The sequence below is a fragment of the Cupriavidus sp. DF5525 genome (assembly GCF_040149425.2).
Lineage (GTDB): Bacteria > Pseudomonadota > Gammaproteobacteria > Burkholderiales > Burkholderiaceae > Cupriavidus > Cupriavidus pickettii_A.
Genome location: NZ_CP168265.1, coordinates 251,010 through 275,138, shown reverse-complemented (window position 1 = coordinate 275,138; position 24,129 = coordinate 251,010). Strand labels below are relative to the sequence as shown.

Here is a 24,129-nt window from a genome sequence, read left to right as displayed (position 1 = left end):
CGCGCGCGCCGATGCCCCACTCCGACGACTTTCTCGCCGTGCATGACCCCGCCGCCACCCGTCCGGCCCACGCGCCGGACGCCGGCAGCGGCCGGTGGTGGGGCTTTGCCGTGCTGCTCGCCACCGGCCTGCTGCTGCTGTGCGGGCTGACCTGGCTGGTCTCGGTCCAGCGCGGCCTGGCAAGCCTGCAGCAAAGCACCGCCACGCGTGCCGACCGCTACGCCGCCACGCTTGAAAGCACCCTCGACCGCTACGAATTCCTGCCCGCACTGGTGTCGCTGCACCCCTTCGTGCGCGGGCTGCTCGAATCCCCTAACGACCCGGACCGCGTCGCCGCCGCCAACCAATACCTGGCGGAGGTCAACCGCCGCGCGCACGCGTCCGCCACCTATGTGATCGCCGCCAACGGCATCGCGCTGGCGGCCAGCAACCACGGCCAGCCCGGCAGCTTCGTCGGCACCGACTACCGCTTCCGCCCCTATTTCCAGATCGCCTCGGGCGGCAAGCTGGGGCGCTTCTATGCCATCGGCATCACCAGCGACGAGCCCGGCTACTACATCGCACAGCCGGTCGAGTCCGGCGGCAAGGTGATCGGCGTGACCGTGGTCAAGCTCAACCTGGAGTGGTTCCAGCGCGCCGGCAGCGGCGCCGAGCCGCTGATGGTCAGCGACGACAACGGCGTGATCTTCCTGTCGTCGGTCCCGGCATGGCAGTACCGCACGCTGCGCCCGCTGGCGCCAGCGCTGCAGGCTGAGCTGGAGAATACGCGCCAGTACCACGGCCGCGCGGTGACGCCGCTGCCGCTGGAGCCGCTCACCTCCCCGGTCACGCGCTGGCTGGCCGACACCACGCTGGACGCCGGCGCGCGGCTGGTGCGCGTGCGCAACGACGCACCCACGACCAAAACCACATTCGCCCCCGACGGCGCCGAGCGCGCCGACCGCTACCTCGAACTCGGCCGCACCGTGGGCCCCGCCGGCTGGACCATGCAGGTGATGGCGCCGCTGGAACCGGTGCTGGCCAATGCGCGCAACGCCACCGTGGCCGCCGCGCTGGCCTACGCCTGCATCTGCCTGCTGCTGGTCAACTGGCGCCAGCGCCGCCAGCGCGCGCGCGACATGCTGTACAGCCGCCGCCTGCTGGAGGCCGCCTACGACGAGCTGGAACGCCGCGTGGAAGCGCGCACCGCCGACCTGATGGCCATCAACGAGAAGCTGGAAGAACAGGTGGCCGAGCGCACCCGCGCCGAAAGCGAGCTGCGCGCGGCCCAGGACGAACTGGTGCAGGCCAGCAAGCTGGCCGCGCTGGGGCAGATGGCGGCGGGCATCACACATGAGCTGAACCAGCCGCTGGCGGCGCTGCGCACCTTCTCCGACAACACCCGCGTGCTGCTGGAGCGCGGGCAGCTTGCCGCCGCCGAAGGCAACCTCACCGCGATCGCCGACCTGACCGAGCGCATGGGCAAGATCACCAGCCAGCTCAAGCTGTTTGCCGGCAAGGCACGGCCGGTGCGACGTCCGGTGGTGGTGCGCGCGGCGGTCGATCACGTGCTGGCACTGCTGGCGCCGCGGCTGGCCACAGTGACGGTCAGCGTCACCGGATTGGATGATGTGCCGGGGCTGGCGGTGCGTGCCGACGAACTGAAGCTCGAGCAGGTACTGCTGAACCTGCTGGGCAACGCGCTCGACGCCATCGCCACGGCGGCGCCGCAGCAAGGCCGCATCGAACTCGACGTGCAGGCCGACGGCCAAGCCGTCATCATCATCGTGCGCGACAACGGCACCGGCATTGCGCCGGAAGCGCTGCCACGCCTGTTCGAACCTTTCTTCACCACCAAGGAAACCGGGCAAGGCCTGGGGCTGGGGCTGGCGATCTCTTCGTCGATCGTGCGCGAGTTCGGCGGCCAGCTCAGCGTGGCCAACGTCCCCGGCGGCGGCGGCGCGCAGTTCGCGCTGGTGCTGGCGCGCGCGCCGGCCAGCGATGCCGCCGATCCCGTGCGTACGGTTTCCGCACCCCAATGAGTATTGCCATGCAAGACGGTCTGCGTGTCCTGTTTGTCGAAGACGAGCCGCTGGTACGCCAGGCCACCGCGCAGAGCCTGGAGCTGGCCGGCTTCTCCGTGCTGGCGCTGCCCTCGGCCGAAGCCGCCCTTCCCCACCTGCACGGCGCCTTTCCCGGCGTGGTGGTGACCGACGTGCGCCTGCCCGGCGCCAGCGGCCTGGACCTGCTGCAGCACTGCCGCAACGCCGCGCCGGGCGTGCCGGTGGTGCTGGTGACCGGCCACGGCGACATCACCATGGCCGTGCAGGCCATGCGCGAGGGCGCCTACGACTTTATCGAGAAACCCTTCGGCGCCGACCGCCTGACCGACACCGTGCGCCGCGCGCTGGAACGGCGCGCGCTGGAGCTGGAAAACCAGGCGCTGCGCCGCGAACTGGCCGGCCCTGCCGCGGGCACCCGCATCATCGGCCGCTCTCCCGCGATCGAGCAGGTGCGCGCGCTGGTGGCCAACGTCGCGCCCACCGACGTGCCGGTGATGATCAACGGCGAGACCGGCACCGGCAAGGAACTGGTGGCGCGCAGCCTGCACGCGCTGTCCGGCCGCGCCGAGGGCCCCTTTATTGCGCTGAACTGCGGCGCGGTACCCGAAGCGATCTTCGAGAGCGAGATGTTCGGCCACGAGGCCGGCGCCTTCACCGGCGCGGGCAAGCGCCGCGTCGGCAAGCTCGAACACGCGTCCGGCGGCACGCTCTTCCTCGACGAGATCGAAAGCATGCCGCTGGCGCTGCAGGTCAAACTGCTGCGCGTGCTGCAGGAAGGCACGCTGGAGCGGCTGGGCTCAAACGCCTCGATCAAGATCGACGTGCGCATCGTGGCTGCGGCCAAGGGCGACATGGACGCGCTGGTGGCACAAGGCACCTTCCGCGAAGACCTCTACTACCGCCTGAACGTGGTCACCATCGCGCTGCCGCCGCTGCGCGAGCGGCGCGAGGACATCGTGGCGCTGTTCGAGCATTTCATGCTGGTGGCCGCGGTGCGCTACCAGCGGCCGGCGCCGATCCTGTCCGAGGCGCAGCGCCAGGCGCTGGCGCAGCGGCCGTGGCCGGGCAATGTGCGCGAGCTGCGCAACGCCGCTGACCGGCTGGTGCTGGGTGTGCCCGAGGGCGGGCAAGCCGGCGCGCAGGGTGCCGCGCCCGACGAGACCACCCCGCTGCGCGAACGGATGGAGCACTACGAGCGCGCAGTGATCGCCGATGCGCTGGCGCGTACCGGCGGCGCGGTGAGTCAGGCAGCCGACTTGCTGCAGGTCGGCAAGGCCACGCTGTACGACAAGATCAAGCGCTACGGGCTCTGAGGCCGGCCCCTGTCACGCCGCTTTCACCACTCTGCCATGCAGGCGTCACATTGGCTGCCTATCCTTCGCATGCGGTTGCGGCATTGGCAGGTGCCCGCCGTCTGTATCAATCTTCGTGGTAATTGATGGCCCCGCGGTGTCGCGGGGCATTTTTTTGGCTGACGCAAGCTTCACACTGGCCACACATTGCCCTCACCCCGGCTGGCCACACTGGAGACTCTCAATCTCCGGGACCTGCCATGCCCCTCTTCGACTATGACGTCGTCGTCGCCGGCGCCAGCTTCGCCGGCGCTGCCTGCGCCCTTGCCGCCGCGCGCGCCGGCCTGCGCGTGCTGGTGCTCGAACGCAAGGACGATCCGGGCGACAAGCTCCACACCACCGGCATCCTGGTCAAGGAAGCCATCGAACGAACCTGGCTGGGACGCGCTCCCACCGACTGCGTGCACCGTGTGGAGCGCGTGCGGCTGTACTCGCCCCGGCTGCGCAGCATCGACCTGAGCGCACCGGGCTACTACTTCCACACCACCGATACGCCCAGGCTGATGCGCTGGCTCGCGGCCAAGCTGGTGCGGCATGGCGTGGAGCTGCGGCTCGGGCAGGCGTTCGTCGGCGCGGTGCCGCGCAACGGCGGCTGGCATGTGTCCGGCGTGGGCAATACGCGCTACCTCATCGGCGCGGATGGCGCGAAGTCGCGCGTGGCGCAGTGTGCCGGGCTGGGACGGGTGGAGAGCTTCCTGTACGGCGTTGAATACGAGTTCCCCGGCCTGTCACTGCCCGAACCCGGCGCGCTGCACTGCTTCCTCACCCGCCGCTTCGCGCCCGGCTATATCGGCTGGATCGCGCAGAACCCCACCGGCGTGCAGGCCGGCCTGGCGCTGCGCCATCTGCCGCGGCGCGGCCGCGCGCCGGATCTCGACGGGCTGCTGGCGCATGTGCGCGAACGCGCCGGGCTGCCGGAGCTGGCACGGCCGGCAGCGACGCGCGCGGGCCTGATCCCGTGCGGCGGCGGCCCGGCCTTTCCGCTCGCACGCGACGGCGTGATCCTGACCGGCGATGCCGCCGGCATCGTCTCGCCGGTCACTGCGGGCGGTATCCACTACGCCTTTGCCCATGGCGAGTCGGTCGGCCGTGCCATCGCCGGGCACCTGCTGCGCGGCGGCCCGGCGCCGGAAGCCGTCGCCACTGCCAGCGCGCCGCGCTTTCGCGCCAAACGCGCGTTGCGCTGGATGTTCGATCGCTTCCAGTGCGACTGGCCCTTCGACCTGCTGCTGTATTCGTCCCCGCTGCGCTGGGCGGCCGAGCAGATCTACTTCCACAAGCGTCGCGGCGACAAGCCCGCGCCGCCGCCGCGCACGGCGGTCAGCCTGGACTAGAATGCCGGGCATGGAACAACCGCGGATCCTGGTGGTGGAAGACGAACAGGCCATCGCCGACACCATTCTCTATGCGCTGCGCACCGATGGCATGCAGGCCGAGCACTGCACGCTCGGCAATGCGGCGCTCGAACAGATGCGCGCCAGCCCGGCCGACCTGGTGATCCTCGACGTGGGATTGCCCGACATCAACGGCTTCGAGGTCTGCCGCATGCTACGCACCTTCTGCGATGCGCCGGTGATCTTCCTGACCGCACGCCACGAGGAAATCGACCGCATCGTCGGGCTGGAGATCGGCGCCGACGATTATGTAGTCAAGCCGTTCTCGCCGCGCGAGCTGGCCGCGCGCGTGCGCGCCATCATTCGCCGGGCGCGCGGCGGCAACGCCATGGCGAAGACCAAAGACAGCGCCGGCTTCACCCACGACAAGGCTGGCGCGCGCCTCGCCTATCGCGGCCACTGGCTCGACCTGACCCGCTACGAGTACTTGCTTCTGGCATTGCTGGTGACGCACCCGAGCCGCATCTACTCGCGCGCGCAGCTGATGGAGATCGTCTGGCAAGACGCGCTCGACACCAGCGACCGCACCGTCGACACCCATATCAAGACCCTGCGGGCCAAGCTGCGCGACACCACCCCGGACGCCGCCGAGCGCATCCGCACCCATCGCGGCATGGGCTATTCGCTGGAACCCTGAGCGCGCGCCATGCATATCGGCCTGCGCATCTTCTTCGGCTTCTTCCTGATCGTCGGGCTGGCGACCGTGCTGACGCTGCGCGTGTTCGTGCAGGAGGTCAAGCCCGGCGTGCGCCAGGCCATGGAAGACACGCTGATCGATACCGCGCACGTGCTGGCGGCACTCGCCGCCGACGACATGAAGGCCGGCCGCATCGCCGACGGCGACTTCGCGCGACGCATGGCGGCGCTGCGCACCGCGCCGGTCGATGCCGAAGTGTGGGGCCTGCACAAGGACAGCATCGGCTACCGGGTCTATGTCACCGACGCCAACGGCATCGTGCGTTTCGACTCGACCGGCACCGACGTGGGCCGGGACTATTCGCGCTGGAACGATGTCTACCTGACGCTGCGCGGCCGCTACGGCGCGCGCAGCACGCGCACCGATCCCAACGACGAGGCCACGACCGTGATGCACGTGGCTGCACCGGTGCGCGACGGCGAGCGCATCATCGGCGTGCTCACCGTGGCCAAGCCCAATGCGGCGATGGCGCCCTTTATCGAGCGCAGCCAGCACAAGATCCTGCTCTATGGCGGGCTGCTGATCGGCGCCGCCTGCGTGATCGGCATCGCCTGCACGCTGTGGCTGGTGCATGGACTGCAGCGGCTGCGCAGCTATGCGCGCGCGGTGGCCGCCGGCGAGCGCGCCGAGATGCCGCTGCGCGGCGCCGGCGAACTGGCCGAGCTGGGCCGCGCGGTGCAGGGCATGCGCGAGCGGCTGGAGGACAAGCAGTATGTCGAGCACTACATCCATACGCTGACGCACGAGATGAAGAGCCCGCTGGCCGCGATCGGCGGCGCGGCCGAACTGCTGCAGGAAGAGATGCCGGCGGCGGACCGCCAGCGCTTCGTCGCCAATATCCGCGCCCAGTCCGGGCGGCTCGAGACCATGATCCGCAAGCTGCTGGCGCTGGCCGACGTGGAGCAGCGCCAGCGCCTAGAAGTGCGCGAGCCGGTGCGGCTGGCGCCGCTGCTGGCCGAACTGTGCGACGAACTGGAACCCCGTGCGCGCCAGCGCGGCGTCACGCTGCGGCTGGCCGCGGACGGCGGGCCGGACCTGGTGGCCGGCGATCCGTTCCTGCTGCGCCAGGCGATCGCCAACCTGCTGGAAAACGCCATCGACTTCGCGCCGGCGGGCAGCGAAGTCACGATGCGGCTGGAACGGCGCAACAACGCCGTCGCCATCGCCGTGGCCGACCAGGGCCCCGGCATCCCGGACTACGCGCTGCCGCGCGTGTTCGAGCGCTTCTACTCGCTGCCGCGCCCGCACGGCGCGGACAAGAGTACCGGCCTGGGCCTGTGCTTTGCGCGCGAGGTGGCGACGCTGCATCATGGCGATGTGACGCTGGCAAACCGCCCCGGCGGCGGCGCGCTGGCAGAACTGACGCTGCCGGCCGCCTAGCACCGCAGGATCGGCATAGACTGTGGCTTCTAGCGATGCGCCGCTGAAACTCCCTATAATCGAACGACCGTTCATTTAGGGCACGGCAACGTGCCCGCCAGTGGTTCAGGAGACACCATGCCCGCCGCCAAGCAACTGCCCCAGGTCCTGCAGAACCTGGCCCTGCCCGTCATTGCCTCGCCCATGTTTATCGTCAGCTATCCGGAGCTGGTGCTGGCGCAGTGCAAGGCCGGCATCGTCGGATCGTTCCCGGCGCTCAACGCGCGCCCGGCGGAGCTGCTCGACGAGTGGCTCACCCAGATCCAGGACGAACTCGCCGCGTTCAAGGCCGCCAACCCGGGCGCGCCGGTAGGCCCGGTCGCGGTCAACCAGATCGTGCACACGTCAAACGCCCGGCTCGAGCATGACATCAAGGTGTGCGTGGAGCACAAGGTGCCGATCTTCATCACCTCGCTGCGCGCGCCGGTCAAGGAGATGATCGACGCGGTGCACAGCTACGGCGGCATCGTGCTGCACGACGTGATCAGCATGCGCCATGCCGAGAAGGCGATCGAGGCCGGTGTCGACGGCCTGATCCTGGTGGCGGCCGGCGCCGGCGGCCATGCCGGCATGCTGTCGCCGTTTGCGCTGGTGGGCGAAGTGCGCAAGCTCTTCGACGGCCCGATCGCGCTGTCGGGTTCGATCGCCACCGGCGAGGCGGTGCTGGCGGCGCAGGCGATGGGCGCTGACTTTGCCTACGTGGGCACGCGCTTTATCGCGTCGCAGGAGGCGCATGCGGCCGAATCGTACAAGCAGTCGATCACCAGCTCGGCCGCCGCCGATATCGTCTATACCAACCTGTTCACCGGCGTGCACGGCAACTACATCCGCGAGAGCATCAGCAACGCCGGCCTGGACCCGGACAACCTGCCCATCGCCGACAAGAGCAAGATGGACTTCTCCAGCGGCAGCTCCAAGGCCAAGGCGTGGAAGGATATCTGGGGCGCCGGCCAGGGCGTGGGGCAAATCCATGACATTCCCACCGCCGGGGAAATCGTTGCGCGCATGAAAGCGGAGTACGATGAGGCCAAGGCGCGGCTGGGTATCGCGCGCTGAACGAACCATTACCGGGCCGCCTTGCGGCCCTTTGTTCGCCCATTGCCCCTGACTCGTCCCGCCACCTCGCCCGATCCTGAAGCCGCGCTGAGCCGCCGCCAGAGGGCGCTGCGCGCCCTCTGGGTGGCGCTGGGCGGCATCTGCCTCTTGCTTGGGGTGATCGGCATCTTCCTGCCGGTGTTGCCAACCACCCCGTTCGTGCTGCTGGCCGCGGCGTGCTTTGCGCGCGGCTCGCGGCGCTTTCATGAATGGCTGATGGGGCATCCGCGCTTCGGGCCGCTGGTCAGCGACTGGCAGCGGCATCGCAGCATTCCATTTCGGGCGAAGTGCCTGGCCTTGTCGATGATGTGGGTGTCGATGGGGACTACGGCGTGGTTGCTGCGCGGGCGGCCGCTGGCGTCGGCGGCGTTGCTGGCGTGTGCCGTGGGGGTGAGTGTGTGGATGGTCCGGTTGCCGACGCGGCCGCCGGAAGGGCGCAAGTCCTGAGCTGCCGCGCGTGACTGGCCCCGCCGATGCGGGGCCTTTTGCTTGCCTCAATCGTACCGCCGCGCGTCCTCGATCACCTTCCCATCCTGCGGCAATGACCCCGCCGCCACGAACGCCACCGCGCCGCGCAGCCGCATCACCTCGCGCAGCGACTCCGCCACCGCGCGCTGCAACGCCTCGTCCTCGCGCGTGGCATCGCAGTGCAGCGTCATTACGTCGGCGCCGAGTTCTCCGGTCACCACCAGCCGCGCAGCGCGGATCTCCGGATGGCGCCGCATCACGTCCGCCACCTGCCCCGGATGCACAAACATCCCCTTGACCTTGGTCGCCTGGTCGGCGCGACCGAGCCACCCTTTGAGGCGGATATTGGTGCGCCCGCACGGGCTCGGCCGCTGCGACGACTCCGCCACGATCGCCGACAAATCGCCGGTGCCGAAGCGGATCAACGGATAGTCGCCATTCCCCAGCACCGTCACCACCACCTCGCCAGTTTCGCCCTCGGCCATCGGCCGCGAGCCGCCGGGTTCGACGATCTCCACCAGCACGCCCTCGTCCACGACCCAGCCGTCGCCGCCTTCGGTTTCATAAGCGATCAAGCCGACATCCGCGGTGCCATACATCTGCTGCACGCGCACGCCCCGCTCCTTGAACCAGGCGCGCAGCGACGGCGGCAGCGCCTCGCCCGACACCAGCGCCTTGGTCAGGCTGGTGCAGGGCGTGCCCAACTCGTCGCCACGCTCCAGCAGCAGCTTCAGGAACGACGGCGTGCCCGCATACGCGGCCGGCTGCAGGCTGGCCAGCGCCTGTACCTGCGATTCGGTCTGGCCCACGCCCGCGGGGAACACGCAGCAGCCGAGCCGGTGCGCGCCGGTTTCCATCATCATGCCGGCCGGCGTGAAGTGATAGGAGAAGGTGTTGTAGACCAGATCGCCGGCGCGGAAGCCCGCCGCGAACATCGCGCGCGCCACGCGCCACCAGTCCGCATCTTTGCCGTCGGGTTCGTGGATCGGGCCGGGCGACTGGAACACGTGGCGCAGGCCGCCAAGGGGCGTCGCGTTGAGCCCGCCCAGCGGCGGCAACGCGCGCTGGCGTGCCGACAGTTCTGACTTGCGCGTGACCGGCAGCGCGGCCAGCGCCGCGCGCGAGGTCAGCAAGCGCGGGTCGACGTCGCTCAGCATCTCGGCAAAGTAAGGCGCGTTGTCGCGCGCATGGGCTACCTGGCGTGCCAGGGCGGCAAGGAGCGCCTGCTCGCGGACTTCCGGCGCGCGGGTTTCGAGCGAATCGAAGTGTTCTGGCATGGTGCTGTGCGTCAGGGAAATGGATGCGGCTTGCCGCCGCGCCGCCGGCGCGTGGTGGCAATGCCGGATAAATTGGGTCGGCTTATGTCGGCTCAGGCCAGCCAGCGCTTCCTGCGCCGGTAGCTCTTCACGTCGCGGAACGACTTGCGCCCGGCACCGTCGTCCGCATCGTTGGCCGCCACGCCCAGGTAGAACTCCTTCACGTCCTCGTTGGTGCGCAGCGACTCGGCGTCGCCGTCCATCACCACGCGGCCGTTTTCCAGGATGTAGCCGTAGTCGGCATAGCGCAGCGCCACCATGGTGTTCTGCTCGGCCAGCAGGAAGCTGACCTTCTCGCGCGAGTTCAGGTCGCGCACGATCTCGAAGATCTCCTCGACGATCTGCGGCGCCAGGCCCATCGACGGTTCGTCCAGCAGGATCATCGCGGGCTTGGCCATCATGGCCCGGCCGATCGCGCACATCTGCTGCTCGCCGCCGGAGGTGTAGCCCGCCTGCGACTTGCGGCGCGTCTTCAGCCGCGGGAAGTAGGCGTAGATCTTCTCCAGCTCGTCGCGCGTCTGCGCGCGCGACAGGCCGCGCGTATAGGCGCCGGTGAGCAGGTTTTCCTCGATGGTCAGGTGCGCGAAGCAGTGGCGGCCTTCCATCACCTGGATCACGCCGCGGCGCACCAGGTCGTTGGGCGTGAGCTGGTCGACGCGGTCGCCGCGATACTCGATCGAGCCCTTGGTGACGTCGCCGCGCTCGGCCTGCAACAGGTTGGAAATGGCCTTCAGCGTGGTGGTCTTGCCCGCGCCGTTGGCCCCGAGCAGTGCCACGATGCGGCCCTCCGGCACTTCGAGCGAAACGCCCTTGAGCACCAGGATCACGTGATCGTAGATGACTTCGATATTGTTGACGGAGAGGAGGCTCATGGTGCGGCTCGGTTGGTGTTGCAGTCGGCTGCGGCGGGCATGCGGCGCCAGGCACCGCACGCCCGCCAGGTTGCTGTCAAGACTTCGAACAAGCCGGCGTAATCCCCTTCTCCTTCGCGTACTGCGCCGCCGTGGCCTTGAACAGCGGGTGGATCAGGCTCTTGTTGCCCTCGATCCAGTCCGACACCACCACCCACTTGCTGCCGTCCCACTGCTGGATCTTCACCTTGCCCGAGCCCTCGTGGTTGTCGCAGCTGGTCTTGATCTCAGGCAGCAGGCCGGTGGCACCCAGTTGCTGCAAGCGAGCGTTGGTCAGGTTCAGGTTCTCGAAGGCCCAGCGCATCTGCTCGCCGGTCATGGCCTTGCCCTTGCCGAACTTGGCCTGCGCCACGCGGACCGCTTCCACCGTCACCACCGCCGCCGACACGCCGCGGTTGTACAGCACCGACCCCACCTTGTTCTTGTCCTGCATATTGCCCTTGCCGGCGCCGTAGACCACCTTCTCGATATCGGCGATCAGCGGCACGCTCTTGCCCGCGACGTTCCAGGTCGCGCTCATGTAGCCCTTGGAGGCATCACCGGCCGGCACTGTGTCTTCCTCCGAGCCTGCCCACCACGAACCAATCATCTTGTCGCGCGAGAAGCCGACCTTCTGCGCGGCCTTCAGCGCGGTCTGGTTCATCACGCCCCAGCCCCAGAAGATCACGTAGTCGGGGTTCTCCTGACGGATTTTCAGCCACTGCGCGCCCTGCTCGTTGCCGGGGTGCGCCACCGGGATCTCGACCAGGTTGAACTTGCCCAGCTTCGCCTCAGCCTGCAGCGCCACGATCGGCTCCTTGCCATAGGCCGAGTCGTGGTACAGGTAGACGATCTTCTTGCCGGCGAGCGAGCCACCGCTCTTCGAGGCCAGGTACTTGACGATGGCCGACACCTGCATCTGGTACGTCGTCACCAGCGGGAACGCATATGGGAACACCGAGCCGTCCACCGCGTCGGTGCGGCCGTAGCCCATCATCACCAGCGGCACCTTGTCGGCGGCAGTCTTGTCGACCAGCGCGTACGAGATGCCGGTCGACATCGCGTGGTAGGCCGTGCCCTTGGTGGTGGCGTTCTTGGACTTCAGGCGCTCGTAGCACTCCACGCCCTTGGCGTTGTTGTACTCGGTCTCGCACTCTTCCCACGATAGCTTGACGCCGTTGACGCCGCCGTCCTTCAGGTTGACGTAGTTGAGGTAGTCGATGAAGCCGCCATACCAGGACTGCCCGTTGGCGCCATACGGCCCCACGCGATAGCTCGGCAGCGCGACGAACTGCTCGTTGCTCTGCGCCATGGCCGGCGCCGCCGGCGCCAGCAGTGCAGCCGCGGCGCTGACCACCAGGGCGGCGCGTTGCACGTTGCGAATCAGGTTGGTCATGACAGTCTCCTTCGCCCTCGGTGGAGCGTTTCGTTATGCTGAAGCGTCAATGCTTCGGATGACATGCAGGTACTGCGGTAATCCCTTGCTTCCCTCCCCGTCAGTGAGGGAACGGCCACAGCCTCAGCTTCTCCTTGGCGATCTGCCACAGCCGGGCCAGCCCGTGCGGCTCCACGATCAGGAAGAAGATGATCAGCCCGCCGAACACCATCAGCTGGATGTGCGACACGGTGGCATTGGTGAACGGCAGGTGCAGCAGCGCGGCCAGCGGCGGCAGCACGTTGTCCAGGAAGATCGGCAGCAGCAGGATGAATGCCGCACCCAGGAACGAGCCCAGGATGCTGCCCACGCCGCCGATGATGATCATGAACAGCACGCGGAACGACAGGTCCAGCGAGAAGCCGTCCGGCTCGACCGAGCCGAGGTAGCAGAACGCGTACAGCGCGCCGGCCACGCCGCAGTAGAACGAGCTGACCGCGAACGCCAGCAGCTTGGTGCGCATCAGCGGGATGCCGATCACCTCGGCCGCCACGTCCATGTCGCGCACCGACATCCAGGCGCGGCCGGTGGCCGAGCGCACCAGGTTCTTGGCCACCAGCGCCAGCACCGTGACGATGCCCAGCACGAACAGGTATTTCTTCACCGGGGTGTCGATGGCGAAGCCGAACAGGTCCAGCCGCTGCGCGGTGATCACGCCCGAGGAGCTGTTGTTCGAGAACCAGGGAAACTTGGTCAGCGCCCACACCACGAAGAACTGCGCCGCCAGCGTCGCCACCGCCAGGTAGAAGCCCTTGATGCGCAGCGACGGCAAGCCAAAGGCCACACCCACAAGCGCGGCGGAAAGGCCCGCCATCACGAACGTCAGCAGCACCGGCATGCCTTCCACGCGCAGCTGGAAGTTGTAGGCGGCGTAGGCACCCACCGCCATGAAGGCCGCGGTGCCCAATGACAGCTGTCCGGCATAGCCGGTCAGGATATTCAGCCCCAGCGCCGCCAGCGAAAAAATCAGGAACGGGATCAGGATGGCCGAGAACCAATATTCCGATCCCGTCAGCGGGATCACCACGAACGCCACGGCCATCAGCAGCGCAAAGCCGATGCGGTCCTGGCGGATCGGGAAAATCTGGCTGTCGGCGACGTAGCTGGTCTTGAACTGGCCGGCTTCACGATAAAACATGGCAAGTCTCCTGTGCGAAGTCGGTCAGACGCGATCGATGTGTTTCTCGCCGAACAGCCCTTCGGGCCGCACCAGCAGAAACAGCAGGGCAAACACATACGGGAACCAGCCTTCGATGCCGCCGAAGTTGCCGCCGAACATCGACTGGAACACCGGCGGGATATAGATCTCGGCCAGCTTCTCCGAGGCGCCGATGATCAGCCCGCCGACGATGGCGCCGGGCACCGAGGTGAAGCCGCCCAGGATCAGCACCGGCAGCGCCTTGAGCGCGGTCAGCGTCAGCGCGAACTGCACGCCATTGCGCGAGCCCCACAGCATGCCGGCCACGAGTGCGACGAAACCCGCCACGCCCCACACGATCGCCCAGATGTTCTGCAGCGGGATGCCCAGTGACAGCGCCGCCTGGTGGTCGTCGGCGACAGCGCGCAGCGCGCGGCCGACCTTGGTGTACTGGAAGAACAGCGCCAGCGATCCGACCAGCACACCGGCAATGGCCGCCGCCGCAATATCGAACTTGGAGAGCACGATATTGAAGTTGGTCATGATCGACTCGATCGGCTCGTCGACGATGCCCAGGTTGATCGGGCGCACTTCGTTGCCGAACAAGAGCGGCCCCAGCCCTTCCAGGAAGAACGACAGCCCGATGGTCGCCATGAACAGCGTGATCGGTGGCTGGTTGACCAGCTTGCGCAGCACGAAACGCTCGGTGCTCATGCCGACCAGGATCATCACCACGAAGGCGCCGATCACCGCCGCCCACATCGGCATGCCCTTGTCCATCAGCCCCACCACCGCCAGCGCGGCAAAGTAGACCATCGCGCCCTGGGCGAAGTTGAACACGCCCGAGGCCTTGTAGATCAGCACGAAGCCCAGCGCCACCAGCGAGTACATCAAGCCGGACAAGAGGCCGCCGATCAGGATTTCAAAGAAGAACGTCATGGTTTGGAACCCCTCAGTGCGATGTGCCCAGGTACGCCTTGATCACGTCCGGATTGCCCTTGACTTCCTCGGGCGTGCCGTCGCCGATCTTCTTGCCGTAGTCGAGCACGACCACGCGGTCGGAGATATCCATCACCACCCCCATGTCGTGCTCGATCAGCACGATGGTGGTGCCGAACTGCCGGTTCACATCGAGGATGAAGCGGCACATGTCCTGCTTCTCTTCCACGTTCATGCCGGCCATGGGCTCGTCCAGCAGCAGCATCGACGGCTCGGCCGCCAGTGCGCGCGCCAGCTCCACGCGCTTCTGCAGGCCATACGGCAGGCGCCCGACCGGGGTCTTGCGGATCGACTGGATCTCCAGGAAGTCGATCACCTCCTCGACCTTCTGGCGATGGCGCATCTCTTCGTTGCGCGCCGGGCCCCACCACAGCGCATGCGCGAACAAGCCCGTGCGGAACTGGGTGTTGCGCCCGGTCATGATGTTGTCCAGCACCGTCATGCCCTTGAACAGCGCGATGTTCTGGAACGTTCGCGCGATGCCCTGGCGCGCGGCGGCGGTGGGGTGCATCTGCTTGCGCTCCTCGCCGCGGAACACGATGCGCCCTTGCTGCGGGTGGTACACGCCGTTGATCACGTTCAGCATCGAACTCTTGCCCGCGCCGTTGGGACCGATGATGGCGCGCACCTCGTGCTCGCACACGTCGAACGAGATGTCGGTCAGCGCCTTCACGCCGCCGAACGCCAGCGAGATATGCTGCAGGTCCAGGATCACCTCGCCGCCGGTACGCGCGTGCTCGCCGGTGCGCTGCGCGTGGCGCGTACCGGGTTGTGCGCCGCTGTCGTCAGCCAGTCCTGCCGGAGATAGCGGGCCCGCCGGGGCGATCGCACCGCTGCCCCCCGCGCCGCTGGCATCCGTGCGTGCTGTCCCCGTCCATTTGCGCTGTCCAGCGCCTTGCCAGGCCACTTGCGTCATGTTGCTGCCTCCGCTTATGCCGCGCGCGCCGCCACAGGCAGGCGCTTCGCATCTACCAGCTTCAGCGTGGCCGACACGCTGCCCTCGCGCCCGTCTTCAAACTTGACGCGCGTCTCGATGAACTGCTCGGACTTGCCCGCATAGAGCGCCTCCACCAGTACGCCGTATTTCTCGGCGATAAAGCCGCGCCGCACCTTGCGCGTGCGTGTCAGCTCGTCGTCGTCCGGGTCCAGCTCCTTGTGCAGGATCAGGAAGCGCGCAACCTGCGAACCGGCCAGCATCGGGTCGTTGGCGAGGTCCGCGTTCACCTGGTTCACGCATTCGCCGATCATCTCGATCACGTCCGGCTGCGCGGCCAGGTCGACATAGCCGGCATACGGCAGGTGGCGCCGCTCGGCCCAGTTGCCGACCGCCTCGAAGTCGATGTTGATAAAGGCGCAGACGTTGTCGCGGTCGTTGCCGAACGCCACCGCTTCCTTGATGTACGGGAAAAACTTGAGCTTGTTCTCGATGTACTTGGGCGCGAACATCGAGCCATCGGCCAGCTTGCCCACGTCCTTGGCGCGGTCGATGATCTTCAGGTGCCCGTCGGCATCGAGCACGCCGGCGTCGCCGGTCATGAAGTAGCCCTCGTCGTTGATGGCCTCGCGCGTGGCGTCGTCACGCTTGTAGTAGGACTTGAGCAGGCCCACGCCGCGCACCAGCACTTCGCCGTTCTCTGCGATGCGGATTTCCATGCCCGGCGCGGCCGGTCCCACGGAGTCGAACTTGACCTGACCGTCGGGCTGCAGGCACACGTAGGCGCAGGTCTCGGTCTGGCCGTAGAACTGCTTCAGGTTCACGCCGATCGAGCGGTAGAAGCGGAACAGGTCCGGCCCGATCGCCTCGCCCGCGGTATAGCCGACGCGGATGCGGCTCATGCCGAGCACGTTGCGCAGCGGGCCGTAGACCAGCCCTTCGCCCAGCGCATAGCGCATGCGGTCGGCATAGGACACAGGGCGGCCGTCGAGGATGTCGGCACCGCAGCGGCGCGCCACGTCCATGGCCCAGTGGAACAGCTTGCGCTTGATCCAGCCGGCATCCTCCATGCGGATCATCACCTGCGTCAGCAGCCCTTCATAGATGCGCGGGGGCGCAAAGTAATAGGTGGGGCCGATCTCGCGCAGGTCGGTCATCACCGTTTCGCGCGACTCCGGGCAGTTCACGGTGAAGCCCGCCACCATCGCCTGCGCATACGAGAACAGGTTGTCGCCCACCCACGCCATCGGCAGGTAGGAGAGCACGTCATCGTCGGCGCCGAGCTTGTCGAAGGCACAGCCATTGCGCGCCGCGCCGATCAGGCCCGCATGCGAATGGCACACGCCCTTGGGCTTGCCGGTTGTGCCGGAGGTATAGAGGATGATCGCGGTGTCGTCGGACTGGCCCGCGGCGATCGCCTCGTCATAGAAGCCCGGATGCGCCTGGTCGAACTCGCGGCCCAGTTCCTGCAGCCGTTCATACGAGATCAGCGACGGATGGTCATAGTCGAGCAGGCCGCGCGGGTCTTCATAGATGATGTGGCGCACGGCACGGCCGGAAGTGGCCAGCTGCGCTTCGACCTCGAGCAGCTTGTCGACCTGCTCCTGGTCCTCGACGACGGCGAACTCGATCTCCGCATCGTTGAGCACGTAGACCATCTCGTTGGCGATCGCGTCCTGGTACAGCGGTACCGGTACGGCGCCGAGGGCCTGCGCCGCGGTCATGGCCCAGTACAGGCGTGGGCGGTTGTCGCCCACCACTGCCAGGTTCATGCCGCGCCTGAAACCGAGTGCGGCCAGCCCACAAGCCAGCGCCCTCACCTGCTGTGCCGCCTGGGCCCAGCTGTATGTCTGCCAGATGCCGAGATCCTTCTCGCGATAAGCCGGATGATCCGGCCGCTGCTGGGCGTGCGCCAGCAGCCATCGCGGGAAGGTCGTCGCCGACGATTCCTGCATCGCTGTCTCCTGTCCCTCCGGCGTGGGGGTCCACGCGCGGTGTCAAGCGCCGGTCCGGTCGTTATACTTGGCTTGCTTTGCCCGGCGGCATCTGCCGCATCGCATCAAGCCCGTCTGTGCCTGTTCTGAGGGGGGCCGGGAAAGCTTTTTCGTCTTTCCCCGGCGTGCCCCGTGTGGCACCCGCGGTTCCGTTGTGATCGTACGATAGCCCATGCCAACCACCCGGGTTGTCACGCCGGTGACAATTCCGGGTTAATCCCTACCGGAGCAATTCCAGGCCATGCTGAACGATTTTGTCGACCGCTGCGTGTGGGCAGCAGACCTGAGCCCGGAGCAGCGCGAGCGCGTGCGCCGCGCGATGTTCGTGCACGAGTACAGCCAGGGCGACTACGTCTGCCACAAGGGCGACATCGCCGAGCACTGGATGGGCGTGCTCGAAGGCATCGTCAAGATCACCACGGTGTCGCCGTCAGGGAAGTCGGTCACCTTCACCGGCGTGCCCACCGGCGGCTGGTTCGGCGAAGGCGCGGTGCTCAAGTCGGAGATCCGCAAGTACGACGTGATGGCGCTGCGCCGCTCGACCATCGCCTTCCTGCCGCGCGACACTTTTCAGTGGTTGCTGGATACCAGCCTGCCGTTCACGCGCTTTTTACTGACGCAGTTCAACGAGCGCCTGGGGCAGTTCATCGCGGCGGTGGAATACGAGCGGCTGCTCGATATCGATTCGCGCGTGGCGCGCGCGGTGTCGTCGCTCTTTAACGAGCACCTGTATCCGGGGATCGGAAAGACGCTGGAGATTTCGCAGGAAGAAATCGGCCTGCTCGCCGGCATTTCGCGCCAGCGCGCCAACCAGGCACTGAAGGTGCTGGAGCAGCAGGGGCTGGTGCGGGTGGACTACGGCGTGATCGAGGTACTGGATCTGGAGGGGTTGCGGCAGTACGGCGAATAGCATGGCCACCGCCATCGACGACGCCACGCTGCGCGCCTACCGCGAGACGCACTATCGCGTGCTGGGCGATATGCCGATGACCTTGCGCATCGACCAGGCCAGCGCCCCGCTGGCAGCGCTGCACCGCGCCCATGGTGTGGCAGCGAGCGCCTTCATCACCGCCGCCAACCCGTTCAGCCAGCGCTGCGACGATGCCGCCAACGCGCGCCGCCAGCAGGCGCTGGCGCAGGACGTGACTCAGATGGGATTGCGTGCGATCGACGCCGCCGGCGAGCATCCGTGCAACGGCTGGCCGGCCGAGCCGAGCTTGCTGGTGCCCGGTTTGTCGCTGGCCGATGCCAGGGCGCTGGGGGAGAAATACGGGCAGAACGCGCTGGTGTGGAGCGGCGCGGACGCGGTGCCGCGACTGGTGCTGCTGCGCTGAGCGCCGCGCGCCTGTCAGGCGTTGCCTGCCGGCGCGTCAGCCGGCATGGCAATCAGTGACCGTGGCCTCGGTGGCCGCCATGGCCGCCATGGCCGCCATGGCCGCCGTGGCCATGGTGCCCGTGGTGTCCGCCGTGCCCGTGGCCACGATAGTGACCGTGATAGCCGTGGTGGCGATGGTGGTGGTGATGGCGGTGGCCGCGCCACTCATGGCGGCCATACCAGCGCCGGCCGTCCCAGTAGCGGTCACCATGCCAGCCGTGGTAGCGCGGCGCATAGACCACGTGCGGCGGGGGTGCCACATAGACCGGCGCGGGTGCCACATAGACCGGCGCGGGCGCCACATAGACCGGCGCGCCGACATGCACGCCCACATCGACGTGGGCCATCGCGGAGCGGGCAGCCAGCAGGGACAACGCACCGGCGAGCAGCGCGGCAAAAAGAACCGGATGGGCCATTGTGATTCTCTTGTTGTAAATGGAATGGGTGCACTCTACCGCGCATTCCTGTTACTGGATGCGGCGGATTGTTTCGGCATATAACGCCGTGTAAGCGGGATTTGGCAGCCCGGCAGCGGGACGGCCCGGAATGGCCGGCGGCCGCGCGAAGCGGCCGCCGGTACTCATTGCCCGCCGCCGTGGGGCAGCGGGGCCTGTCACATGCGGCAGGTGCCGCCTGGATTACTTGCTGTAGACGTACACGCCGCGGCCGGTCTTGCGGCCCAGGTAGCCGGCGGCCACCATCTCACGCATCAGCATCGCCGGGCGGTACTTCGGATCGGCAAATTCCGTGTACAGCACTTCCATCACCGCCAGCATGGTGTCCAGGCCAATCATGTCGGCCAGCGCCAGCGGCCCAATCGGGTGGTTGCAACCCAGCTTCATGCCTTCATCGATTTCTTCCGGCGACGCCAGGCCTTCGCCCAGCACGCAGAAAGCCTCATTGATCATCGGGCACAGGATGCGATTGACGACGAAGCCCGGGCTGTTCTTGACCGTGATCGGGTACTTGCCCAGCTCCTTGGCCAGCGCTTCCACGGCGGCGTGCGTGGCGTCGCTGGTCTGCAGCCCGCGGATCAGTTCCACCAGCGCCATCACCGGCACCGGGTTGAAGAAGTGCATGCCGATAAAGCGGTCGGCGCGCGAGGTCACCGCGGCCAGCTTGGTGATCGAGATCGACGAGGTGTTGGACGCGATGATCACGTTCTCGCCGACGATGTCGTCGATCTGCTTGAGGATCTTGACCTTCAGGTCGTAGTTCTCGGTGGCGGCCTCGATCACGATATCGGTGGCCTTCAGATCGTCATACGACGTGCTGCCCTTGATGCGCGCCAGCGCCGCGGCCTTGTCGGCCTCGGTCGCCTTTTCTTTCTTGATCAGCCGATCCAGGCTGCCCGCCACGGTGGCCACGCCCTTCTGCACGGCGGCGTCGCTGATGTCCACCATCACCACCTTGAGACCCACTACCGCGCAGGCCTGGGCGATGCCATTGCCCATGGTGCCGGCACCGACGATGCCCACTGTCCTGATTGCCATCTTGTCTTCCTCTGTCTGCTGGTTGGATTGTGTTGGATTGTTCCGGATCAGGCCGCCTGCTCGCGCAGCGCGGCGATGATGCGCTCGGCGTGCCCCTTGAGCAGGTCCGGGTCCTGCATCTCGCGCGCGTGACCGCGCAGGGCGTGATCGTTATAGCGCGGCACGATATGGAAATGCACGTGCGGCACGGTCTGCCCCGCGGCCGCGCCGTTGAACTGGCCGATCGAGATGCCGTCCGGCGAGAACGCGGCACGCACCGCGCGCGCCACGCGCTGCGTGGCGCGGATGGCCGCCTGCGCGCCCTGCTCGGACAAGTCGAACAGGTTGACCGCGGCTTCCTTGGGCACCACCAGCGTATGGCCATCGGCCTGCGGCATGATGTCCATGAAGGCGATGGTGTCGTCGTCCTCGTACACCTTGATGCACGGCATCTCGCCGCGCAGGATCTTCGCGAAGATGTTGTTCGGGTTGTACTGGCTGTCCATGGTCTTGTATTGCGGTTATCTCGGATTTCGTAGCCGGCGCGATGCTGGAATCGCCGCGGCGCAGCATTCGAGTGTAACGCAGGGCGGCCGTTCACTGCGGCCGCCCTGCGCGATAAACGCGCACTGAGGCGCTCCCTGCGTGAGCCCGGGTCTACATATTGCGCCGGTACTGCCCGCCCACCTCGAACAGCGCATGCGTGACCTGCCCAAGCGAGCAAACCCGCACCGCGTCCATCAGCACCGCGAACACGTTCTGGTTGTCGATCACCGCCTGGCGCAGCCGCTGCAGCATCGCAGGTGCCTCGTCCACATGCGCCTGCTGGAAGGCCTGCAGCCGGTCGAGCTGGCTCTGCTTCTCGGCCTCGCTCGAGCGCGCCAGCTCCAGCTTCTGCGGGATCGGGTCGCCCTCAGGATTGCGGAAGGTGTTGACGCCGATGATGGGCAGCGTGCCATCGTGCTTGAGCTGCTCGTAGTAGAGCGACTCTTCCTGGATCTTGCCTCGCTGGTAGCCGGTTTCCATCGCGCCCAGCACGCCGCCGCGCTCGGCGATGCGCTCGAACTCCTGCAGCACCGCCTCTTCCACCAGGTCGGTCAGTTCCTCGATCAGGAAGCTGCCCTGGTTCGGGTTCTCGCACTTGGCCACGCCCCATTCGCGGTTGATGATCAGCTGGATCGCCAGCGCGCGGCGCACCGATTCACCGGTGGGCGTGGTGATGGCCTCGTTGTAGGCATTGGTGTGCAGCGAATTGCAGTTGTCGTAGATCGCGATCAGCGCCTGCAGCGTGGTGCGAATATCGTTGAAGTCGATCTCCTGCGCGTGCAGCGAGCGGCCCGAGGTCTGGATGTGGTACTTGAGCTTCTGGCTGCGTTCGTTGGCGCCGTACTTGTCGCGCATGGTCACCGCCCAGATGCGGCGCGCCACGCGGCCCAGCACGCTGTACTCCGGGTCCATGCCGTTGGAGAAGAAGAACGACAGGTTGGGCGCGAAGTCATCGATATGCATGCCGCGTGCCAGGTAGGCCTCCACATAGGTGAAGCCGTTGGCGAGCGTGAAGGCGAGCTGCGAGATCGGGTTCGCACCGGCCTCGGCGATGTGGTAGCCCGAGATCGACACCGAGTAGAAGTTGCGCACCTGGTGGTGGACAAAGTACTCCTGGATATCGCCCATCACCTTTAGCGAGAACTCGGTAGAGAAGATGCAGGTGTTCTGGCCCTGGTCTTCCTTGAGGATGTCGGCCTGCACCGTGCCGCGCACGTTCTGCAGCACCCACGCGCGGGTCTTGGCTTCTTCGTCGGCGGTGGGCTCGCGCTGGTTGTCGGCGCGGAACTTGTCGAACTGCTGGTCGATGGCGGTGTTCATGAACATCGCCAGGATGGTCGGCGCCGGGCCGTTGATGGTCATCGACACCGAGGTCGACGGACTGGTCAGGTCGAAGCCGTCGTACAGCACCTTCATGTCGTCGAGCGTGGCGATCGACACGCCGGAGTTGCCGACCTTGCCGTAGATATCGGGCCGCACGTGCGGGTCTTCGCCATACAGCGTGACCGAATCGAAGGCCGTGGACAGGCGCTTGGCGTCCATGCCCTCGGACACCAGCTTGAAGCGCCGGTTGGTGCGGAACGCATCGCCCTCGCCGGCGAACATGCGCGTGGGATCCTCATTCTCGCGCTTGAAGGCGAACACGCCGGCGGTGTACGGGAAGCTGCCGGGCACGTTCTCGCGCATCAGCCACTTCAGCACCTCGCCGTCGTCCTCGAAGCGCGGCAGCACCACCTTGCGCACCTTGGTGCCGGACAGCGTGGTGGTGACCAGCCCCGTGCGGATCTCCCTGTCGCGGATCTTCACCACGTACTCGTCGCCGCCGTAGGCTTCGCGCATCTGCGGCCACATCGCCAGCAGCTTGCGCTCGACCTGTCCGAGGGCGGTGTCGCGCTCAGCCGCCAGCGCATCCAGCGCGGCGCCATCGCCTTGCGCGGCCTGCAGCATGGCGCTCGATGCGCGCAGCTGCTGGCGCTCGCGGGCGATGCGGCTCTGCTCCATCACGCGGCGGTGGTAGCCGCGCACCGTGTCGGCCAGTTCCGCCAGGTAGCGGCTGCGCGCGGGCGGCACGATCACGTTCTGGCCGGTGGAAATGCGCCCCCACAGCGCGGGCAGCGTGCCCGGCTGCAGCTTCAGTCCGCGTTCGGCCAGCGCCTCGCGCAGGCCCTGATACAGCATGGTGACGCCGTCGTCATTGAAGCGCGAGGCCTGCGTGCCGTACACCGGCATGTCTTCGGCCTTGCCATGCCATTGCTCGCGGTTGCGCTGCACCTGCTTGGCGACGTCGCGCCAGGCGTCCTGCGCACCCTTGCGGTCGAACTTGTTGATGGCGACGAAGTCGGCGAAGTCCAGCATGTCGATCTTCTCGAGCTGGCTGGCCGCGCCGAACTCCGGCGTCATCACGTACAGCGACCGGTCCACATGCGGCACGATGGCCGCGTCGCCCTGGCCGATGCCCGAGGTCTCGACGATCACCAGGTCGAAGCCCGCCACCTTGCACGCGGCGATCACGTCCGGCAATGCCTGCGAGATCTCCGAGCCCGCCTCGCGCGTCGCCATCGAGCGCATGAAGATGTTCGGATGGTTGATCGCGTTCATGCGGATGCGGTCGCCCAGCAGCGCGCCCCCAGACTTGCGCCGCGACGGGTCGATCGAGATCACGGCGATCGACAGCGCATCCTGCTGGTCGAGCCGGAAGCGGCGGATCAGCTCGTCGGTCAGCGACGACTTGCCCGCGCCACCGGTGCCGGTGATGCCGAGCACCGGGATCGATGCGGCTGCCGCTTGCGAATGCATCGCCTGCACCAGCGCCGGATCGGCCTTGCCGTTCTCCAGCGCGGTGATGAGCTGCGCCAGCGCGCGGCGGTTGCCGCCGGCGACGGGTTCGAGCGAGGCCGGCGCATAGCGCGACAGGTCGATATCGCAGCGCTGCACCATGTCGGCAATCATGCCGGCCAGGCCCATGCGCTGGCCGTCCTCGGGGCTGAAGATGCGCGCCACGCCGTAGGCCTGCAGCTCGCGGATCTCGTCCGGCACGATCACGCCGCCGCCACCGCCAAAGACCTGCACGTGCTCGCCACCTTTCTCGCGCAGCAGGTCGACCATGTACTTGAAGTACTCGACATGGCCGCCCTGGTAGCTGGAGATCGCAATGCCCTGCGCGTCTTCCTGCAGCGCCGCCGTCACCACTTCCTCGACGGAACGGTTGTGGCCAAGGTGGACCACCTCGCAGCCGTGCGACTGCAGGATGCGGCGCATGATGTTGATCGAGGCGTCATGGCCGTCGAACAGCGACGCCGCCGTGACAAAGCGAACCTTGTTGACCGGACCGCGGCCCTGCGCGGTGGGCTTGGGCTGCGGCGCGCCGCGGCGCACATCATGCACATCGGAAAGGTCGGTCATTGTCTCCACCGTTTCTGGTGTTGGCTGCCACCGCGGCGTCCGCCTGGGGTGCTGGTCTGTGCCGGCTTGGCTGAAGATGCGCGGGCTGCGCCCCGGGGGTTGGGGCCGATCGATTATATGACGTTGACGTTAACGTAAATCAATGGGTTGGAACCCCGAGG

Annotated in this window: 20 protein-coding genes; 9 read left to right on the top strand and 11 right to left on the bottom strand. The window is 67.3% G+C overall.

What is annotated here, in order from left to right; genetic code table 11:
* Window positions 1-11 precede the first annotated feature (11 nt).
* The 7 genes from ABNX08_RS01350 to ABNX08_RS01320 all read left to right on the top strand — a co-directional run bounded on the left by ABNX08_RS01350 (window position 12) and on the right by ABNX08_RS01320 (window position 8,446).
* On the top strand, window positions 12-2,021 hold the full coding sequence (locus ABNX08_RS01350; RefSeq protein WP_022533371.1) for an ATP-binding protein: 2,010 nt from the start codon (window positions 12-14) through the stop codon (window positions 2,019-2,021).
* Window positions 2,022-2,029: 8 nt separating this feature from the next.
* Window positions 2,030-3,355, top strand: coding sequence for a sigma-54 dependent transcriptional regulator (locus ABNX08_RS01345; protein ID WP_022533370.1), 1,326 nt, complete (start codon window positions 2,030-2,032; stop codon window positions 3,353-3,355).
* Window positions 3,356-3,594: 239 nt separating this feature from the next.
* A complete protein-coding gene (locus ABNX08_RS01340) occupies window positions 3,595-4,728 on the top strand; it encodes an NAD(P)/FAD-dependent oxidoreductase (protein WP_022533369.1) in 1,134 nt (377 codons plus the stop codon).
* A 1-nt stretch (window position 4,729) separates the two neighbouring features.
* Complete coding sequence (creB, locus tag ABNX08_RS01335) at window positions 4,730-5,425, top strand: two-component system response regulator CreB (RefSeq protein WP_349605404.1); 696 nt, start codon at window positions 4,730-4,732, stop codon at window positions 5,423-5,425.
* A gap of 9 nt (window positions 5,426-5,434) precedes the next feature.
* The gene (creC, locus tag ABNX08_RS01330) at window positions 5,435-6,865 is read left to right on the top strand and encodes a two-component system sensor histidine kinase CreC (protein ID WP_022533367.1); all 1,431 of its coding nucleotides are present in this window, start codon (window positions 5,435-5,437) and stop codon (window positions 6,863-6,865) included.
* 117 nt (window positions 6,866-6,982) lie between these two features.
* Complete coding sequence (locus tag ABNX08_RS01325) at window positions 6,983-7,960, top strand: nitronate monooxygenase family protein (protein WP_022533366.1); 978 nt, start codon at window positions 6,983-6,985, stop codon at window positions 7,958-7,960.
* 48 nt (window positions 7,961-8,008) lie between these two features.
* Window positions 8,009-8,446 (top strand): YbaN family protein, encoded by a 438-nt coding sequence (locus tag ABNX08_RS01320; protein ID WP_349605691.1) that lies wholly within the window; start codon window positions 8,009-8,011, stop codon window positions 8,444-8,446.
* Between the two features lie 47 nt (window positions 8,447-8,493).
* Here the strand turns inward: ABNX08_RS01320 and ABNX08_RS01315 are convergent, their stop codons facing one another.
* The 7 genes from ABNX08_RS01315 to ABNX08_RS01285 all read right to left on the bottom strand — a co-directional run bounded on the left by ABNX08_RS01315 (window position 8,494) and on the right by ABNX08_RS01285 (window position 17,134).
* Window positions 8,494-9,744 carry a phenylacetate--CoA ligase family protein gene (locus ABNX08_RS01315; protein ID WP_022533364.1) on the bottom strand — a complete coding sequence of 417 codons (1,251 nt, stop codon included), beginning with the start codon at window positions 9,742-9,744 and terminating at the stop codon, window positions 8,494-8,496.
* Window positions 9,745-9,836: 92 nt separating this feature from the next.
* Entirely contained in the window at window positions 9,837-10,655 is an 819-nt protein-coding gene (locus ABNX08_RS01310; RefSeq protein WP_022533363.1) for an ABC transporter ATP-binding protein, read from the bottom strand.
* A 76-nt stretch (window positions 10,656-10,731) separates the two neighbouring features.
* The gene (locus ABNX08_RS01305; protein WP_022533362.1) at window positions 10,732-12,069 is read right to left on the bottom strand and encodes an ABC transporter substrate-binding protein; all 1,338 of its coding nucleotides are present in this window, start codon (window positions 12,067-12,069) and stop codon (window positions 10,732-10,734) included.
* A gap of 100 nt (window positions 12,070-12,169) precedes the next feature.
* Entirely contained in the window at window positions 12,170-13,246 is a 1,077-nt protein-coding gene (locus ABNX08_RS01300) for a branched-chain amino acid ABC transporter permease (RefSeq protein WP_022533361.1), read from the bottom strand.
* Between the two features lie 24 nt (window positions 13,247-13,270).
* Entirely contained in the window at window positions 13,271-14,185 is a 915-nt protein-coding gene (locus tag ABNX08_RS01295; protein ID WP_022533360.1) for a branched-chain amino acid ABC transporter permease, read from the bottom strand.
* A gap of 13 nt (window positions 14,186-14,198) precedes the next feature.
* Window positions 14,199-15,161 carry an ABC transporter ATP-binding protein gene (locus ABNX08_RS01290; protein WP_022533359.1) on the bottom strand — a complete coding sequence of 321 codons (963 nt, stop codon included), beginning with the start codon at window positions 15,159-15,161 and terminating at the stop codon, window positions 14,199-14,201.
* A 14-nt stretch (window positions 15,162-15,175) separates the two neighbouring features.
* Window positions 15,176-17,134, bottom strand: coding sequence for a long-chain fatty acid--CoA ligase (locus ABNX08_RS01285; protein ID WP_022533358.1), 1,959 nt, complete (start codon window positions 17,132-17,134; stop codon window positions 15,176-15,178).
* Window positions 17,135-17,414: 280 nt separating this feature from the next.
* Here ABNX08_RS01285 and ABNX08_RS01280 point away from each other — a divergent pair, with 280 nt between their 5' ends.
* Complete coding sequence (locus tag ABNX08_RS01280) at window positions 17,415-18,083, top strand: Crp/Fnr family transcriptional regulator (protein WP_022533357.1); 669 nt, start codon at window positions 17,415-17,417, stop codon at window positions 18,081-18,083.
* A 1-nt stretch (window position 18,084) separates the two neighbouring features.
* Entirely contained in the window at window positions 18,085-18,507 is a 423-nt protein-coding gene (locus tag ABNX08_RS01275; RefSeq protein ID WP_022533356.1) for a DUF3293 domain-containing protein, read from the top strand.
* A 52-nt stretch (window positions 18,508-18,559) separates the two neighbouring features.
* On the opposite strand, the gene ABNX08_RS01270 is transcribed toward ABNX08_RS01275, so the two are convergent.
* The 4 genes from ABNX08_RS01270 to icmF form a co-directional block, all read right to left on the bottom strand.
* Window positions 18,560-18,964: a hypothetical protein gene (locus tag ABNX08_RS01270; protein ID WP_349605402.1), complete on the bottom strand. Its 405-nt coding sequence runs from the start codon at window positions 18,962-18,964 to the stop codon at window positions 18,560-18,562.
* A 222-nt stretch (window positions 18,965-19,186) separates the two neighbouring features.
* Entirely contained in the window at window positions 19,187-20,089 is a 903-nt protein-coding gene (locus ABNX08_RS01265) for a 3-hydroxybutyryl-CoA dehydrogenase (protein WP_349605690.1), read from the bottom strand.
* The gene (locus tag ABNX08_RS01260) at window positions 20,089-20,526 is read right to left on the bottom strand and encodes an HIT family protein (protein WP_022533353.1); all 438 of its coding nucleotides are present in this window, start codon (window positions 20,524-20,526) and stop codon (window positions 20,089-20,091) included. The genes ABNX08_RS01265 and ABNX08_RS01260 overlap by 1 nt, the downstream gene beginning before the upstream one ends.
* Window positions 20,527-20,677: 151 nt before the next feature.
* A complete protein-coding gene (gene icmF / locus ABNX08_RS01255) occupies window positions 20,678-23,968 on the bottom strand; it encodes a fused isobutyryl-CoA mutase/GTPase IcmF (RefSeq protein WP_022533352.1) in 3,291 nt (1,096 codons plus the stop codon).
* Window positions 23,969-24,129 lie beyond the last annotated feature (161 nt).